The 15,445-nt window shown below is 64.2% G+C and carries 12 protein-coding genes and 1 pseudogene; 7 read left to right on the top strand and 6 right to left on the bottom strand.

The window, feature by feature from the left end; all coding sequences use genetic code 11:
* The first annotated feature begins 304 nt into the window (after nucleotides 1-304).
* The 4 genes from ABLV49_RS14640 (at nucleotide 305) to ABLV49_RS14655 (ending at nucleotide 4,228) form a co-directional block, all read left to right on the top strand.
* Nucleotides 305-2,023, top strand: a complete 1,719-nt coding sequence (locus ABLV49_RS14640; RefSeq protein ID WP_349277502.1) for a DEAD/DEAH box helicase — start codon at nucleotides 305-307, stop codon at nucleotides 2,021-2,023.
* 196 nt (nucleotides 2,024-2,219) lie between these two features.
* Nucleotides 2,220-2,726 carry a hemerythrin domain-containing protein gene (locus ABLV49_RS14645; RefSeq protein ID WP_349277504.1) on the top strand — a complete coding sequence of 169 codons (507 nt, stop codon included), beginning with the start codon at nucleotides 2,220-2,222 and terminating at the stop codon, nucleotides 2,724-2,726.
* 19 nt (nucleotides 2,727-2,745) lie between these two features.
* A complete protein-coding gene (locus ABLV49_RS14650; protein ID WP_349277506.1) occupies nucleotides 2,746-3,378 on the top strand; it encodes a YitT family protein in 633 nt (210 codons plus the stop codon).
* A 67-nt stretch (nucleotides 3,379-3,445) separates the two neighbouring features.
* Entirely contained in the window at nucleotides 3,446-4,228 is a 783-nt protein-coding gene (locus tag ABLV49_RS14655) for an SDR family NAD(P)-dependent oxidoreductase (RefSeq protein ID WP_349277508.1), read from the top strand.
* Nucleotides 4,229-4,313: 85 nt separating this feature from the next.
* On the opposite strand, the gene ABLV49_RS14660 is transcribed toward ABLV49_RS14655, so the two are convergent.
* The 6 genes and pseudogenes from ABLV49_RS14660 to ABLV49_RS14695 all read right to left on the bottom strand — a co-directional run bounded on the left by ABLV49_RS14660 (nucleotide 4,314) and on the right by ABLV49_RS14695 (nucleotide 12,743).
* The gene (locus tag ABLV49_RS14660; RefSeq protein ID WP_349277510.1) at nucleotides 4,314-5,312 is read right to left on the bottom strand and encodes a Bug family tripartite tricarboxylate transporter substrate binding protein; all 999 of its coding nucleotides are present in this window, start codon (nucleotides 5,310-5,312) and stop codon (nucleotides 4,314-4,316) included.
* Nucleotides 5,313-5,372: 60 nt separating this feature from the next.
* Nucleotides 5,373-8,085: pseudogene (locus tag ABLV49_RS26065) on the bottom strand (CoA-binding protein).
* A gap of 28 nt (nucleotides 8,086-8,113) precedes the next feature.
* Nucleotides 8,114-9,400, bottom strand: a complete 1,287-nt coding sequence (locus ABLV49_RS14680; RefSeq protein ID WP_349277515.1) for an ATP citrate lyase citrate-binding domain-containing protein — start codon at nucleotides 9,398-9,400, stop codon at nucleotides 8,114-8,116.
* Between the two features lie 188 nt (nucleotides 9,401-9,588).
* Nucleotides 9,589-11,091: a tripartite tricarboxylate transporter permease gene (locus ABLV49_RS14685; RefSeq protein ID WP_349277517.1), complete on the bottom strand. Its 1,503-nt coding sequence runs from the start codon at nucleotides 11,089-11,091 to the stop codon at nucleotides 9,589-9,591.
* Complete coding sequence (locus tag ABLV49_RS14690) at nucleotides 11,092-11,604, bottom strand: tripartite tricarboxylate transporter TctB family protein (protein ID WP_349277519.1); 513 nt, start codon at nucleotides 11,602-11,604, stop codon at nucleotides 11,092-11,094.
* Nucleotides 11,605-11,783: 179 nt separating this feature from the next.
* On the bottom strand, nucleotides 11,784-12,743 hold the full coding sequence (locus ABLV49_RS14695; protein ID WP_349277521.1) for a Bug family tripartite tricarboxylate transporter substrate binding protein: 960 nt from the start codon (nucleotides 12,741-12,743) through the stop codon (nucleotides 11,784-11,786).
* Nucleotides 12,744-12,841: 98 nt separating this feature from the next.
* On the opposite strand from ABLV49_RS14695, the gene ABLV49_RS14700 reads away from it, so the two are divergent.
* The 3 genes from ABLV49_RS14700 to ABLV49_RS14710 are packed head-to-tail and all read left to right on the top strand — an operon-like array spanning nucleotide 12,842 to nucleotide 15,387.
* Nucleotides 12,842-13,534: a response regulator transcription factor gene (locus ABLV49_RS14700; protein WP_349277523.1), complete on the top strand. Its 693-nt coding sequence runs from the start codon at nucleotides 12,842-12,844 to the stop codon at nucleotides 13,532-13,534.
* Entirely contained in the window at nucleotides 13,531-14,970 is a 1,440-nt protein-coding gene (locus ABLV49_RS14705; protein WP_349277525.1) for a sensor histidine kinase, read from the top strand. The genes ABLV49_RS14700 and ABLV49_RS14705 overlap by 4 nt, the downstream gene beginning before the upstream one ends.
* The gene (locus ABLV49_RS14710; RefSeq protein WP_349277527.1) at nucleotides 14,971-15,387 is read left to right on the top strand and encodes an RNA-binding S4 domain-containing protein; all 417 of its coding nucleotides are present in this window, start codon (nucleotides 14,971-14,973) and stop codon (nucleotides 15,385-15,387) included.
* Nucleotides 15,388-15,445 lie beyond the last annotated feature (58 nt).

Raw genomic sequence — 15,445 nt, forward strand, 5'->3', positions numbered from 1 at the left:
AAATTGCCCGCGAGCCAGCCGGCAAATCAATGCAGTTTTCCGCAGGCTTGACCGCACACCTTGGCGCGTAAATTAAAGCTGGAATTCTGGCGCGAATCCACTGATTATCGTTCCATGAGACAATGCTTGGGTTGCAGGGCTCCAGTTGCCCTCAACATTTGGGCACATCCCGGTACTGGCTCAGCCAGGCTGCCGACGATGCTCTAGCCCGACTTCCTGATCCCATCTGCCTATGACTGGCGGGTTGCCTTCAAACCAAGGCGCCCAACAGGCCGATCTTGAGCGCCCAGCGGCGCAACTATCCATGAAATTTGAAGAATTGAATCTGGCCCCGGCCATTTTGAAGGCCGTGCTTGAGCAGGGCTATGACACCCCCACGCCGATCCAGGCACAGGCCATTCCCGCCGTGCTCGCCGGCAGCGACCTGCTGGGCGGCGCCCAGACCGGCACCGGCAAGACGGCGGCGTTCACGTTGCCGCTGCTGCAGCGCCTCTCGACCGAACCGCGCCTGACCAACCGGCGCGGCGTCAACGCGGTGCGCGCCCTGATCATGACCCCGACGCGCGAACTCGCCGCGCAGGTCGAGGAAAGCGTTCGCACCTACGGCAAATACCTGGACCTCACCTCGATGGTGATGTTCGGCGGTGTCGGCATGGGCGCGCAAATCGAAAAACTGCGCCGTGGCGTCGATATTCTGGTCGCCACCCCGGGCCGCCTGCTGGACCATGCCAGCCAGGGCACGCTGGACTTGAGCCAGGTGCAGATCCTGATCCTCGACGAAGCCGACCGCATGCTGGACATGGGCTTCATCCACGACATCAAGAAAGTGCTGGCGCTGGTGCCCAAACAGAAGCAGACGCTGCTGTTTTCCGCCACCTTCAGCGATGAAATCCGCGAACTGGCCAATGGCCTGCTGCGCAACCCGCTGTCCATCCAGGTCACGCCGCGCAACACCACGGTGCAGCGCATCACGCAAACCATCCACCCGGTCGGCCGCAGCAAGAAGAAAGCCCTGCTGACGCACATCATCAACGAACACAACTGGAGCCAGGTGCTGGTGTTCACCCGCACCAAGTTCGGTGCCAACAACGTCGCCGAGCATCTGACCAAGGCCGGCATTCCCGCGATGGCGCTGCACGGCAACAAGAGCCAGACGGCTCGCACGCAAGCCCTGCAAGGCTTCAAGAACGGCGACATTCGCGCGCTGGTGGCGACCGACATTGCCGCCCGAGGCATTGACATCGACGAGTTGCCGCATGTCGTTAACTACGAAATCCCGAATGTCAGCGAAGACTATGTCCACCGCATCGGCCGCACCGGCCGCGCCGGCAACAGCGGCCAGGCCGTAAGCCTGGTGTGCCTGGATGAAGAAGGCTTCATGCAGGACATCGAGCGCTTCACCAAGCAGAACATCGAAAACATCGTCGTTCCCGGCTTCGAAGCCGAACCCGGCGAAAAAGCCGAGCCGCTGGCCATGGGCCGCCAGACCATCTGGGGCGGCCTGGGCAAGCCGCCAAGCCGCGACGTGATGCAGGCCGCCGCCAAGGCCGCCCGCAGCGAAATGATGACGCGCATCCGCGACACCAAGGGCGCCCAGCCTGCGCGTGGCGGCAATGCCGGTGCTGGCGGACGCGGTGGTCGCGCCCCTGCCGGCAACAGTGCAGGCGCTGGCCGTGGCGGCAATGGCGGCGGCGGCTTCGCTGGCAACGGTGGCGGCAATGCCGACCGCCGTGGCCCGGCCCAGCCGCGCCAGAACTCCGGCTATTCGCAAGGTGGCCAGCCCTCCTTCAGCCAGCCACGAAGCGCGCATGCCCCGGCGCCACGCCAGCGCGACAGCGAATCCCGCAATGACTTCGACAGCCAGCAGCCGGCCAGCCACGCGTCGTCCGGATTCCCGTCGTCAGGCCAGCCCACAGGCAACCGCAACAACTTCCGTGGCGGCCCCCGCACCGGCGGCGGCGCGGGTGACCGAAGCAACGGACCTCGCCGTTCAGGCGGCCCTGGCTCGTTCACGGGCCGATAAGCAGCATTCGGCGGTTCGCTGAGTCACTGATTCACTGAATTAACCGCCGCGCACCACGCATCGCCCGACAGCCTCTATGGCTGTCGGGCGTTTTGCATTGTGGCCTGTCCATCTCGCGGATTCATGACCTGGATCAGCCTCGGGCAACCGGCCATTCATTAAGCTGGCGGATTCCCAAAACAGGAGCTTTTCCCCCATGTCCAATCTTGAATGGTCCGACGCGCTGGCGCTCGATCTCCCCGTCATGGACGATACGCACCGCGAGTTTGTCGAATTGCTGGCCGTGGTCGAAACCGCCAGCGACGAGACGCTGCTGCCCCACTGGCGCACGCTGGTGGATCACACCGATGACCATTTCGGTCGCGAAGACCAGTGGATGCAAGCCACGCGCTTTTCATCGACCAACTGCCACAGCGTGCAGCACAAGGTCGTGCTGCAGGTCATGCGCGAAGGCATTACTTATGCCTTGGCCGGCGACCTGGGCGCCATTCGCCAGATGGCCCGCGAACTCGCCATCTGGTTTCCGCAGCATGCGCAGACCATGGACGCGGCGCTCGCCCTGCACCTGCGCGGCATCGGCTACGACCCCGTGACCGGCATTGTCGCCATGCCCGAGGCGCTGCCCAACAGCATCATCCACGGCTGCGGCGGCGCAAGCTGCTCCGACAGCGAAACACCCGAGCCCGCAGCCCAGGCGGCATGACCCGGCCCCTGCTGACACCATGAGCGCTGCGGCGGATACGTCCCTTGCCCCTCCCGTCGTGACGCGCCACCGCTGGTACGAAGATATTCAGGCATTGGTGATCGGCACCCTGTTTGTCGCGCTGGGTGTGGTGATGTTCGGCACCGCCGGCCTGCTCACTGGCGGCACGGCCGGCATCGCCTTCCTGATTCACTACGCCACCGGCGTGAGTTTCAGCGTGGCGTTTTTCGTGATCAACCTGCCCTTTTATGTGTTTGCCTGGAAGCGCATGGGCATGGCCTTTACCGTCAAGACCTTTGTTGCCGTTGGCCTGCTCTCGCTCTTTACCCACTTCCTGCCGCAGGGGCTGCATTTCAGCTTTTTGTCCCCTCCCCTGGCGGCGGTGCTGGGCGGGCTGCTGTGCGGCACCGGCATGCTCATGCTGTTTCGCCACCGCGCCAGCCTGGGCGGGCTGAATGTGGTGGTGCTCTACCTGCAGGAGCGCATGGGCTGGCGCGCCGGCAAGGTGCAGATGGCGATGGACGGGCTGATCGTGCTGTGCGCGCTGATGGTGGCCGACGGCGAGCGGGTCGCGCTGTCGGTGCTGGGCGCCGTGGTGCTGAACATGACGCTGACCATCAACCATCGCCCCGGCCGCTACATGGCGATCTGAACGAAAGCTGGTTTCTGCCGGAAAATACTATTGAATCAATAGCAACAATCACAGACAGGATAAGCGCATGAGCAATAAATCATCAATAATTTCTTTCGGACTGGCGGGTCGGGTGTGCATCGTCACCGGCGGCGCGCAAGGCATTGGCGAGGCCTGCATCCGCCGCTTTGCCCGCGAAGGCGCTCAGGTCGTCGTTGCCGATATCGACGACGTTCGCGGCGCGGCGCTGGCTGCCGAACTGGGCGGCTTGTATGTGCATTGCGATGTCGGCGACAAGGCCCAGGTGGATGCGCTGGTGGCGCAAACCATGGCCGTGCATGGCCGCATCGACGTGCTGGTCAACAACGCCGGGATTTTCAGGGCGGCCGATTTCCTGGAGGTCACCGAGGCCGACTTCGATGCCGTGCTGCGCATCAACCTGAAGGGCGCGTTCCTCGTCGGCCAGGCGGTGGCGCGTGAAATGGCCAAAGTGGGCAAAGGCAGCATCGTCAACATGAGTTCGGTCAACGCCGTGCTGGCGATTCCCACGATTGCCAGCTACAACGTCAGCAAGGGCGGCATCAACCAGCTGACGCGGGTCATGGCGCTGGCCCTGGCCGACAAGGGCATACGCGTCAACGCCGTGGCGCCCGGCACCATCGCCACCGAACTGGCCGCCAAGGCGGTGCTGACCAGCGAGGAAGCCAAAGCCAGAATCATGAGCCGCACGCCCATGAAGCGCCTGGGCGAGCCGTCGGAGATTGCCGACACCGTGGCTTACCTAGCCAGCGACGCGGCGAGCTACATCACCGGCGAGATCGTGGTGGCCGATGGCGGACGCATGACGCTGAACTACACGGTTGCGCTCTAGCAGGCCCGTGGCTCAACAATTTTCCTGATCTGGCTGCGGAGCTGAAAAACATTCTTCGCGATGTTTTACCACTGGCGCGCCCGGTTCAGGCTTTGAGCTTGAGCATGTAAACCATCAGTTGAGAAGTGGTCATGTCAAGGTCGATAAAGCTGTTGAAGCCGGGGCCTGCCAGCCAGGACGATTCCCAGTGGTTTTGCTTCAGCGTTTTTTGCCACGACTCGTGGGTGATGGCGACCTTCATGGCCTCGACCATCTCGGCATGGCGGGCGGCGCTGACGCCCTGGCCGGTAAACACGCCGCGCCAGTTGGCCATGTCGGCATCAATGCCCTGCGCGCGGATGGCGGGAATGCCGAACACCGAGCGCTTGGACGACACGCCGATGGCGCGCAGCTTGCCGCTGGCGAGTTGCGCGCTGAATTCGCTGTAGCCGGAAATGCCGACGACGGCCTTGCCGTCCAGCACCGCCTGCACCACCTCGGCGCCGCCCGCAAAGGGCAGGTAAACCAGTTCCTGCAGATTGCTGCGTGAACTGCGGGTGAACACGCCCGCGAACACATGGTCCACGCCGCCGGCCGAGCCACCGGCAATCGGCACCTCTTTCGGGTTGGCGCGCAGGCGCCCGGCCAGGTCGCCGACGTTGCGAATCGGCGAACTGGCCGCCACCACCATCACCAGGTAATCGCTGGTCAGGCGGGCGATGGGCTGGATGCGGCTCATGTCAACCGCCGGCTTGTGCAGCGCCACCGCACCCACCATGACCATGCCGCCCATCAGCAGCGTGTTGGGGTCGTTGCTGTATTTATCGGCGTAATAGGCCAGCCCGACGGTGCCGCCCTTGCCGCCCTTGTTTTCATACTCGATCTCATCGGCCGCGCCCGAACCCAGCAAGGCTGCGCCCAGCGCGCGGCCGGTCTGGTCCCAGCCACCGCCCGCGTTGGCCGGGATCACGATGCGCAGCTTGCTGGCCAGCCTGCCCTTGCCAGTTCCCTCAGCCTTGGCCGATGAAGCAGTTTGGGCCCATAGCGGCGCGGCCGTCGCTAGCGCGAGTCCGCCCAGAACATGACGTCGTTTGATATTCAACATGTTTTTTCTCTTTTTTCCAGCAATGCAGCAACTTCATTGAATCCGGCCGCACGAAGGTTTTCAAGCAACGAACTGGCACTGGGAGGCCGGTGTGCGGGTGTCCATGTTGCGGCCGCGGTTCATGTGGTCGTCAACCTCGGCGGCGCAACCCAGCATGCGCGGGTACAGGAAGATCGTGAACGCCGCCGTCTCCAGTGCTGCGCCGGTGTACTCGCCGCTGAGGTAGGGTTGCCACAGCATCTTCAAGAGCAGCGCGGCGATGACCGCGTCAATGTTGACGCAGTAAACGTTGCGCGACACGCCGGCCTCGAACAGGGTCTGCACCAGCGTGCCATAGAACTCGTGGAAGACGTTGTACTCGCCTCTGCCGGCCATCAGCTTGTGGATGAAGACCTCGCGCGGATCGTGGTTGACCGGCTTGTCCTTGAACACCGGGTGGTTGACGCCGGGAATCTTCTGGATGTCCAGGCTGCCGGTGTTCTTCTTGGTGGACTTGTAGCGCGCATAGGCCTCGACATATTTCAGGGCCAGGGCCTTCAGGTCGATGCCATGCCCGGGGTCGCCCGGATCAACCAGTCCCGTGTCCTTGAACTGCTCGATTAAAAAGGCGATGCCCTCGTAGCCGTTGCCGCCGTGGGTGTAGCCGGTGTGCGTCAAAAAGCCGGCCAGGCCCTTGTTGAGCTGCACGCGCCCAGGATCCTCGGGGCCGTCGGCCGAGACCGCGCCCTTGGCGCCCTGGGCCGAAATCGTTCCCGGCCCGTTCGACAGCAGCAGCCCCACCAGCACCTCGAACGAAAACAGGTCGGCCGGCTTGGGCGCCAGGCCGAGCAGGGCGACAAAAGTGACCTCGCTGATCGGCAACTGTTCCAGGATATCGCTCATCGCCATGCCGCAGAAGCTGTCGGCGCTGTGCCGGTCAGCCTGCACCGACGCACCAATCAAGGCGCCGAACAGGCGCATCCACCAAGGCAGGCTCTCAGCCGTCAGCCGTCAGCCGTCAGCCGCGAGATGCGCTTGCGCATCAACGGACCCCAGGCCAGCGTGGCCGTGATCGCCGCGAGCACGGCATCGGCGCTGGGATGGCCGGGCAAGGATTGCAGGTAGCGCACGAAGACCGACCGGGCTCCGCGCGCCTTCAGGCCCGCGAGCATCGCCTCGGCGCGAGCGTCGGGATCAACGCTGACGAACAAGTCCAGCTGGTCGATATTGATCTGGCTGATGTCGAAGCTTTCGTCCAGCGCGTCGGTCACGCCAGCCGCCGCGAAGGCGTCGATCAGCGCGCTTGCTGCCTGGCGGGCCTGGCCCTGGCAGCGCGGCCCCAGAATGCTGGCCGCTGCGGCCAGCACGCTGTTGGGCGCATTGCCAGCCTCGCGCGCTGCCTGTGCCGCGGCCAGCGCCGGGTGGCCGTGCAGGTTGAGCCCGCCGCCGATGGCCACGTTGATCAGGCGCCGGTCGTTCTCGCCGCCCGGCTCGTGCAGCAGCGCCAGGCTGACGTTGGCTTCGAGCGAGAATTGTGCTGCGTCCAGCATCGAGACGCCATACAGGCTGGTGACCTGGGTTTTGGCATCCATCTGCGAGGCGCCCGAGGCATCCTTCAAGCTCTGCCGGGGCGGCACCGCACCGATCTGCTGGTTCAGCGCCGCGACTTGTTCGTTGTAGGGGCTGGTCGCTTCGACCACGGGCAAATCGAGTTCGGGTGGCAGTTTGAGTCCGAGGCTGGAGCCAAACCAGGGCTTGAGCGAGAGATTGCCCTCGGCTTCGAAGTCGGGAGGGCAGGCGTTCTTGCGCATCACGGCGGTCAGCGCGGCCGGGATGTGGGCGATGTTGGTCACCAGCGCGCCTTTGGCCGAGCACACCGGACGCTCGGGCGTGAAGATGTCATCGACGCCGAACTTGTCCATGAACCAGCGCTCTTTGCTCAGCGCATCGTCGGCCCCGCCGGCCATCGCGCCGGCATGTCCGACCGAGCGTGTCAGCTTGGATTTCCAGCGCCCGACCACGCAGGCGACAACCGGCTTGGTGAATGTGGCGTCAAGCTCGTAGTAGCCACCCGGCTCGACATAAAGCACCGCGGCCTTGCTGCGCGCATCGTTGGACAGGGCAAACGCGAACTCGGGCGCGGCGAAGTGAATGTAGACATCCTTGCCGCAGGAGATCGAGGTCGTGGTGCCCCAGCCGGCCATGCGCAGGTAAGTGGCGATGGTGGTGGTGAAATTGCCCGAATTGGAAAAAATCGCGATCGATCCCTTGCGCAGGGCTTCCTCGGGATGATCGCCGCCAAGCGCGCCGCCGATCCGCACATGACTCCATGCATCAGCCACGCCCAGGCTGTTGCCGCCGAAGATGTCCACGCCGTTGGCCTGGCCCATGGCACGGATCTCGCGCGAGTCGTGCACGCCAGCTTCTCGGTGACGATGAATATCTTCTTCAGGTCGGGGTTGACGCGGATCAGTTCGGCCACGCCATCGCGCGCCGCCGCCGGCGGCAGGTAAACCACGCCGCAGTTGAAGCGGTGCCCGTCATTGATGCCTTCGAGAACATTGTTGTAGACCGGCACGTTGCCCAGGGCCGTCTCCAGCACCTGGCCGCGCTTGCCGGGCGCGGTGCCAAACACCACGTTGCCACCTGAATAGACATGGCCCACCGGCGTCACGTCGCTCGACTCGCCGCCCAGGATGTTGAGCACGCAGACCCGGTCTTCGCGTGTGGCCACCTGGGCCAGGGAACTGATACCGACGAAATACTTGAAATCGCCTACGCCTTGCTTGTACATTGAATTTTCCTTGATTAGTGGGGCAGCTTCAGGCGATCTGTTTTGCAGCGATGCCCAGCCGGGCCGCCACCTGTTCGCGGCCACCCGCCTTCATCCAGGCATCCACCTGTTTGGCATGCAGCACGACCTCGCTCATGTCGGAATCAAAGCCGAAGAAGCGGTAGGGCACGCCCAAGGCATCAAGGGTGTCGCGCATCGCGCCCATGCCACGCACCAGGTTGGGACCGCCGCGGCCTATCACCACGTACAGCGGCGTCGCCCCATGCCGGCTGAAATGCTCTCGCAGCGCATCGGCCATGGCGCGGAAAGTCTCGAAGATATCGGTGTTGTTCGACTTGCCGCCGATGATGAACAGCACGTTGCTCTGCCTGATCCAGTGTTTGAAGCAGATGCGCGCCACCTCCTTCATCTTTTCGTAAGGCGGGTTGCCGCCGAAATCCGAAGAGATGATGGCGTCGTCGCCGAGCATCTGGGTGACCAGCGAGTTGGCGCCACCGCCGAAGGTGGGCGCAAGGATGGTGCCCTGGTCGTTGATCACGTAAACGTCGCTCTGGCCCTGGTAGGTGCGCAGCTGGTTGATCTCCTGCTCGAAGTCCGAGTAGTCAACGGCGAACAGGCTGGCCGGCAGATTCAGACGCCGCCAGCGCGGGTCATCGCGGTCGAAGCCGCATTTGAAGTCGCAGGCCACGGGCGTGATTCGTCCCCTCTTGTCCTCGCGCATGCGGATCGGGTTCAGCTCCAGCGTACTCATGCCGTAATCGTGGTACAGCTCCCACAGCTTGGGCAGATGCTGCACCAGCGGCGAGATGATCTGCTTGGGCGCCCCCAGCGAGGACAGTGCATTCGCCACGACGAAGGCCTTCAGCCCGGTGAGTGGATCGAATGGAATCTGCACCACCTGGTTCTTTTCGAGTTCCTCGATGTCCATGCCGCCGTGATGCGTCAGCGTCATCGTTGGCGCGCGGAAATGCGTCGAATCGGTGATCGAGAAATAGACCTCGTGTTCGGCTGGCATGCCGGCCTCGAAGGTGACGCCGTTGGCCTTGGCCACGGTGTTGCCAACCCGGTGCTCGACGAAATACAGGCGCTCCTTTTCCTTCAGCGCCGTCTTCAGGTCGGTGGCCTTGCCGATCAGGCCGGCCTTGCCCTTTTTGCCGACGCCGCCCTTGAACACCGGCTTGATGAAGATAAGGCCGTGCTTGTCGATCAGCGCCTTGATCTGTTCTTCGCTGGCGTCCGGGCCAAGCACCTCGGTGGTCGGGAAGTCAACGAACTGGAGCATCCTGGCTCCGTACAACATACCGGTTACTTGCATATCGTCCTCTTGGTATTCGACATTGGTGAATTGAATTCTGAGGGGAGCCGGTTCGGCGGGCGTTCAAATTGCGCAGCTTCAGGCGGATCTTGATGCTATTTTTTTAATAGCTGCTCACGCCCTTATTGAAAGGGCTTGAGCAGTATTTGATGCAGATTTATGCCGCTTTTTGTCGCTTTCCGCCGCTTTCAGGCAAACTGGCGGCGCGCCGACCAGCGCTTGGCCAGGCGCGGCAGCACCAGCACCGCCACCACCACCACGATCAGGATCAGCGACACCGGGCGCTGGATAAACACCATCGCGCTGCCCTCGCCAATCGACATCGCATTGCGCAGCTGCGCCTCGGCCAGAGGCCCGAGGATCATGCCGACGACGACCGGCGCGGTCGGAAAGTCAAAGCGCCGCATGACCACGCCCAGCACGCCGATGCCGTACAGCAGGAACAGATCGAACGAGCTTTGCCGCATGCCGTACACACCGACGGTGGCGAAAATCAAGATGCCGGCGTAGAGGTAAGGCTTGGGGATCTTCAGCAGCTTGACCCACAGGCCGGCCAGCGGCAAGTTCAGCACCAGCAGCATCACGTTGCCGATGTAGAGCGAGGCAATCAAGGCCCAGACCAGCGACGCCGAGGTCGTGAAAAGCTGCGGGCCGGGCTGGATGCCGTAGTTCTGAAAGGCGCCCAGCAGGATGGCAGTGGTGTTCGAGGTCGGAATGCCCAGTGTCAGCAGCGGAATCATCGCGGTGGTCACCGTGGCATTGTTGGCGGATTCAGGGCCGGCCACGCCTTCAATCGCGCCCTGGGTGCCGAACTCGGCCTGGTCCTCTCCCCTGGCCATTTTCTTTTCCACCGCATAGCTCAGGAAGGTCGGAATCTCGGTGCCGCCGGCCGGAATGCAGCCAAAAGGCGCGCCAATGGCCGCGCCGCGCAGCCAGGCAGGCCAGGAACGGCGCCAGTCCCTTTTCGTCATGTGAACCTTGCTCAGCTTGTTCTGCGATTCGACAATCCGGCCTTCGTACAGCACCGCGTACATGGCTTCTGCCACGGCAAACAGGCCCACGGCGACCAGCACGATCTCGATGCCGTCGAGCAATTCGGGTATGCCTCCGGTATAGCGCGCCTGGGCCGAAATCTGGTCCAGGCCGACCAGGCCGGCCGCCAGTCCGATGAACAGCGCCGTCATGCCGCGCACCGTGCTTTTGCCCAGCACCGCACTCACGGTGGTGAAGGCCAGCAGCATCAGCATGAAGAATTCAGGCGGGCCGAGCTTGACGGCCAGGTCGGCCACGATGGGCGCAAACAAAGTGACGAGCACCGTGGCAATCGTGCCGGCCACGAAGGAGCCGATGGCCGCCGTGGCCAGCGCCGCGCCGGCGCGCCCGCTCTTGGCCATCCTGTTGCCTTCCATGGCGGTCACCATGCTGGCCGTTTCCCCCGGCGTGTTGAGCAGGATCGAGGTGGTCGAGCCGCCGTACATGGCGCCGTAGTAGATGCCGGCGAAAAAGATCATCGATGCCGTGGCCTCGACCTTGACGGTGATCGGCAGCAGCATGGCGACCGCCGTGGCGGGGCCAATGCCGGGCAGCACGCCGATGGCGGTTCCCAGGGCGCAGCCAACAAAGCACCAGACCAGGTTGATGGGCGTGGCCGCCGTGGCAAAGCCCAGCAGCAGTTGATTGAAGATATCCATTTAGAGCCATCCAGTTGAGGTGAGGCCTGGCAGGTTGATGGCCAGGAATTGGGTGAACATCCAGAAAACAGGCGCCGAAATCGCCATGCCGATCAGCGCGTCCTTCAGCCAGACCGCAGGCCCGCGGTCGGTGCGGCCCTCGGCGCTTTTCAGGCCCTGCACCGCCAGCACAAAGCACAAGGTGCAGCTGAAGATAAAACCGATGGTCGTGATCAGTGCGGCATTGGCCAGCAAGCCGGCCGACATCCACGCAAAACCGGACCAGTACGGCGCGGGACCGTCGCCGGCATCGTCCATGGCGCGAAAACCGCCCGTCCGGGACTCCCAGACGATGAAGCCGCCGCAGACCAGCAGCGACAGGGCAATCATCCAGGGCAGAAAGTTGGGGCCGACGCCGCCGTAGCCGGAAGCCGACGGAATGCTGAACGCGCCCACGGCCAGGCCCAGGCCGATCAGCACGATGCCCACGCCGACCAGCGTCTGCAGCAGGAAGGGATTTTTTTGTTGTGTCATGGATGTTTACCTTCTGATCTCATTTCCCCGCCGCACGGCTCCGTCATACCCGCGCAGGCGGGTATCCAGTGCGGTGATTCAATAAGCGTTGCGCCTGGCAGTGCGGCTGGATTCCCGCCTGCGCGGGAATGACGGGAAGTTATTGTTTGCCAAGTCCTGAATACCTGCCAGGACAGGCCTCAGACCATGCCGGACTTGACCATGGTGGCGCGCAGGGCCGCAAAGTCGTCATCGACGAATTTCTCGAAGGCCGGGCCGGTCAGCACGGCGGGCGTCCAACTGTTCTTCTGCGACGCTTCGATCCAGGTTTTGGACTTGAGGGCCACGAGGATCATGTCGGTCAGCGCCTGGCGTTGCGCCGGCGTGATGCCCGGCGCGCCATACACGCCGCGCCAGTTGCCGATCACCACGTTGACGCCCTGCTCCTTGAGCGTGGGAACATTCACGCCGGCCAAGCGCGTGTCCGATGTCACTGCCAGCGCCTTCATCTTGCCGGTATTGATGTATTCGGCGAACTCGCTGTAGCCGCTGCCGCCCACCGTCACGTTGCCGCCCAGAACGGCGGCCGTGGCTTCGCCGCCGCCCCGGAAAGCGACGTAGTTGATCTTGGCCGGATCAACGCCGACTTCACGCGCAATCATGGCTGCTGCGATGTGCTCGGTGGAGCCGCGCGAGCCGCCGCCCCATTTCACGCTGCCGGGGTCTTTCTTGAGCTGCGCAATCACCTCGGCCATCGACTTGAAGGGCGAGCTGGCCGGCACCACGAACACGTTGTATTCGCTGGACAGGCGGGCAATCGGCGTGGCCTGGCTGAGGCTGACCGGCGGCTTGCCGGTAATCAGGCCGCCCAGCATGACCGCGCCCATCACCATGATGGCGTTGGGGTCGCCCTTGCTGCCGTTGACGAATTGCGCCAGGCCCAGTGCGCCGGCGGCGCCGCCCTTGTTGTCATAGCTCACGGTGGCCGCCGCGCCGGAATCGGTCAAGGCCTTGCCCAGCGCGCGGCCGGTGGTGTCCCAGCCGCCGCCCGGATTGGCCGGAATCATCATCTTGACATTGGCGGCGGCAAAAGCCGACAGCGGGAAGCTACCTGCAGCCGCCAGGGCCGCCATGGATTTCAAAAAGGTGTCGCGACGCATGGGTGTCTCCTTGTAGTGGTGATAACACGCCAATGATGCGCGCCGTGGCTGTCAAACGGCTGTCCTGAAACCTAGGGGAAAGTGCTAATGTTCACGCCATGACCTTGACCCTGAAACTGCTGCTGATTGAAGATGATGCCTCCATGCAAACCGCCCTGCAGCGCGCCCTGAGCCGGCGCGGCATCGACGTGTGCGCCTGCACCGACGGCCGGCTGGCCGTGGCGCAATGGACGGCAGCCCAGCCCGACGTGGTGGTGCTCGACCTCAGCCTGCCTGGGCTGGACGGCCTGCAGGTGCTGGAGCAGGCGCGCCGCCAGGGGCTGGCCACGCCGGTGCTGATCCTGACGGCGCGCGGCACCGTGGGCGACCGCATCATGGGACTGAATACCGGCGCCGACGACTACCTGCCCAAGCCGTTTGACCTGGACGAGCTGGAGGCCCGGCTGCGCGCCCTGAGCCGCCGCCGCCCTTCTTCAAGCACCGAATCAGCCTCTACCGCTTATCTGGCGGGCACACTTCGCTATGAAAAAGAGAGTGGCGCGATCTACCATCATGGCCTGGTGCTGGAACTCACGCCGCGCGAGCTGGCGCTGCTGCAGGCGCTCATCGTCAAGCCCGGCCATGCGGTGTCCAAGGAACGCTTGTTTGAACTGGTGTTTCCGGGCGAAGCCGAGGTGCAGTACGAGGCGGTCGAAGTCGTGGTGTACCGGCTGCGCAAAAAACTGCTGGGCACCGGCGTCAAGCTGGTCACGCTGCGCGGCCTGGGCTACCTGCTGAAGGTGGATGCGTGAATCCTGAAGTGGCAAGCGTGGGGGCCATCTCGCTCAGGCGTTATCTTTTGATCGGCATTCTTTTGCCGGTCGGCCTGCTCGTCATCATGAACACCGTCGGCCTGTACCAGCAGGCTTTCAGCGCCATCAACACCGCCTACGACCGCACCCTGCTGGCCTCGGCCAAGTCGATTGGCGAGCAGCTCGACGTGACCGGCTACGACGAACAGTCGAAGTTGCGCGTCACCGTTCCCTACGCCGCGCTGGAAGCCTTCGAGGCCGACAACCAGAGCCGGCTTTTCTACCGCGTGTCCAGCCTGGGCGGCGACATGGTGTCGGGTTTCAGGGAACTGCCTTTCTGGCGCGGCCGCATCCAGGCCAGGCCGCCGTATGCGGCGCTGGTGGATTTTTACGACGATGTTTACCAGGGCGAAGAGGTCCGCGTGGCGGTGCTGCTGCAACCCGTTGCCAGCGGCACGGGACGCGGCATGGCCGTCATCCAGGTCGCCGAAACCCTGGAACTGCGCACCACGCTGGCGCGAAAAATATGGCTTGACACGCTGTGGCGCCAGGCCCTGCTGCTGGCCGTGATCGCGCTGGTGGTGGTGATCGTGGTGCAGCGCGCCACCCGCCCGGTGCGCCGCCTCAGCGCCGAATTGCAGGCCCGCCCCGAAGGCGACCTGACACCCATCAGCGCACGCGATGCGCCGCGCGAACTGCTGCCGCTGGTCGAGGCCACCAACGAGGTCATGGGCCGCCTGCAGCATCTGCTGGAGAACCAGAAACGCTTTGTGCGCGACACCGCCCACCAGCTGCGCACCCCGCTGGCGGTGCTGAAAGTGCAGGTGCAGTCGGCCCTGCGCGGCGACATGGAGGCGCTTGAAGCACTGGCCGACATCAGCCAGACGGTGGACCGCGCCACGCTGCTGGCCAACCAGATGCTGGCCCTGGCCAAGGTCGAGCAGTTGCGCCAGCAGCCCGAGCAGCAGGCCATCGACCTGGCGCAAGTGGTGCGCCAGGTGGCGCTCGATGTGTCGCCGCTGATTGGCGAAAAGGACATTGACTTCAGCATCGAGACGCAGCCCGCCCGGGTCCAGGCGCATGAATGGATGCTGGGCGAGCTGACGCGCAACCTGCTGCACAACGCCATCCGGCACACGCCGCCGGGCGGCACCCTGACGGTGCGCACCGTGTGCGATGCCGGCCACGCGACCTTGAGCGTCAGCGACAGCGGCCCCGGCATTGCGGCCGAACTGGCGGCGCGCCTGTACCAGCCGTTTTCGGCCGGCAATGTGCATCACGGCTCTGGCCTGGGCCTGGCGATCTGCCGGGAAATCGTGCAGGCGCTGGGCGGCAGCATTGCACTGGAAAATCGGCATGGTCATGGTGGGGTGATCGGCCTGGACGCCACGGTGCGCCTGCCGCTGGTCCAAAATAAGACTACAGGAGGATTTTGAATGGATAAATTGCGTATCGACAAATGGCTCTGGGCCGCCCGGTTCTACAAGACCCGTTCACTGGCGGTCGAGGAAATCGACAAGGGACGGGTTCGCATCAATGACCTGGAAGCCAAGCCGTCGCGCGAGGTCAAGGCCGGTGACACCGTGACGCTCAGGCAAGGGCCGCTCACCCGCACGCTGCTGGTGCGCGGCATCAGCAGCCAGCGCGGGGCGGCGCCGGTGGCGCAGCAGTTGTATGAGGAAACCCGGGAAAGCCTGGCGCTCAAGGCCCAGGCCGCCGAGCAGCGGCACCTGACCAGCGACCCGGCCAGCAGCCTGGAGCACGGCAGGCCGACCAAGCGCGACCGCCGCAGCATGGACAAGGCGCAAGGCAATGACTGGGACAGCCGCTGGAGCGCATCGACCGACCGATAGCCCTTTCAACATCGGTCGGAGCAGCCCCTGGCGGCACGGTGCGGCGGGTCTGGCTTAT

It is taken from the genome of Polaromonas hydrogenivorans, assembly GCF_040105105.1.
Lineage (GTDB): Bacteria > Pseudomonadota > Gammaproteobacteria > Burkholderiales > Burkholderiaceae_C > Polaromonas > Polaromonas hydrogenivorans.

What these genes read in the sequence shown, in the direction of transcription:
- ABLV49_RS14710 (WP_349277527.1), top strand. Translation starts at nt 14,971, where the DNA reads ATGGATAAATTGCGTATCGACAAATGGCTCTGGGCCGCCCGGTTCTAC.
- ABLV49_RS14640 (WP_349277502.1), top strand. Translation starts at nt 305, where the DNA reads ATGAAATTTGAAGAATTGAATCTGGCCCCGGCCATTTTGAAGGCCGTG.
- ABLV49_RS14695 (WP_349277521.1), bottom strand. Translation starts at nt 12,743, where the DNA reads ATGCGTCGCGACACCTTTTTGAAATCCATGGCGGCCCTGGCGGCTGCA.
- ABLV49_RS14680 (WP_349277515.1), bottom strand. Translation starts at nt 9,400, where the DNA reads ATGCAAGTAACCGGTATGTTGTACGGAGCCAGGATGCTCCAGTTCGTT.
- ABLV49_RS14660 (WP_349277510.1), bottom strand. Translation starts at nt 5,312, where the DNA reads ATGTTGAATATCAAACGACGTCATGTTCTGGGCGGACTCGCGCTAGCG.
- ABLV49_RS14690 (WP_349277519.1), bottom strand. Translation starts at nt 11,604, where the DNA reads ATGACACAACAAAAAAATCCCTTCCTGCTGCAGACGCTGGTCGGCGTG.
- ABLV49_RS14655 (WP_349277508.1), top strand. Translation starts at nt 3,446, where the DNA reads ATGAGCAATAAATCATCAATAATTTCTTTCGGACTGGCGGGTCGGGTG.
- ABLV49_RS14650 (WP_349277506.1), top strand. Translation starts at nt 2,746, where the DNA reads ATGAGCGCTGCGGCGGATACGTCCCTTGCCCCTCCCGTCGTGACGCGC.
- ABLV49_RS14700 (WP_349277523.1), top strand. Translation starts at nt 12,842, where the DNA reads ATGACCTTGACCCTGAAACTGCTGCTGATTGAAGATGATGCCTCCATG.
- ABLV49_RS14645 (WP_349277504.1), top strand. Translation starts at nt 2,220, where the DNA reads ATGTCCAATCTTGAATGGTCCGACGCGCTGGCGCTCGATCTCCCCGTC.
- ABLV49_RS14685 (WP_349277517.1), bottom strand. Translation starts at nt 11,091, where the DNA reads ATGGATATCTTCAATCAACTGCTGCTGGGCTTTGCCACGGCGGCCACG.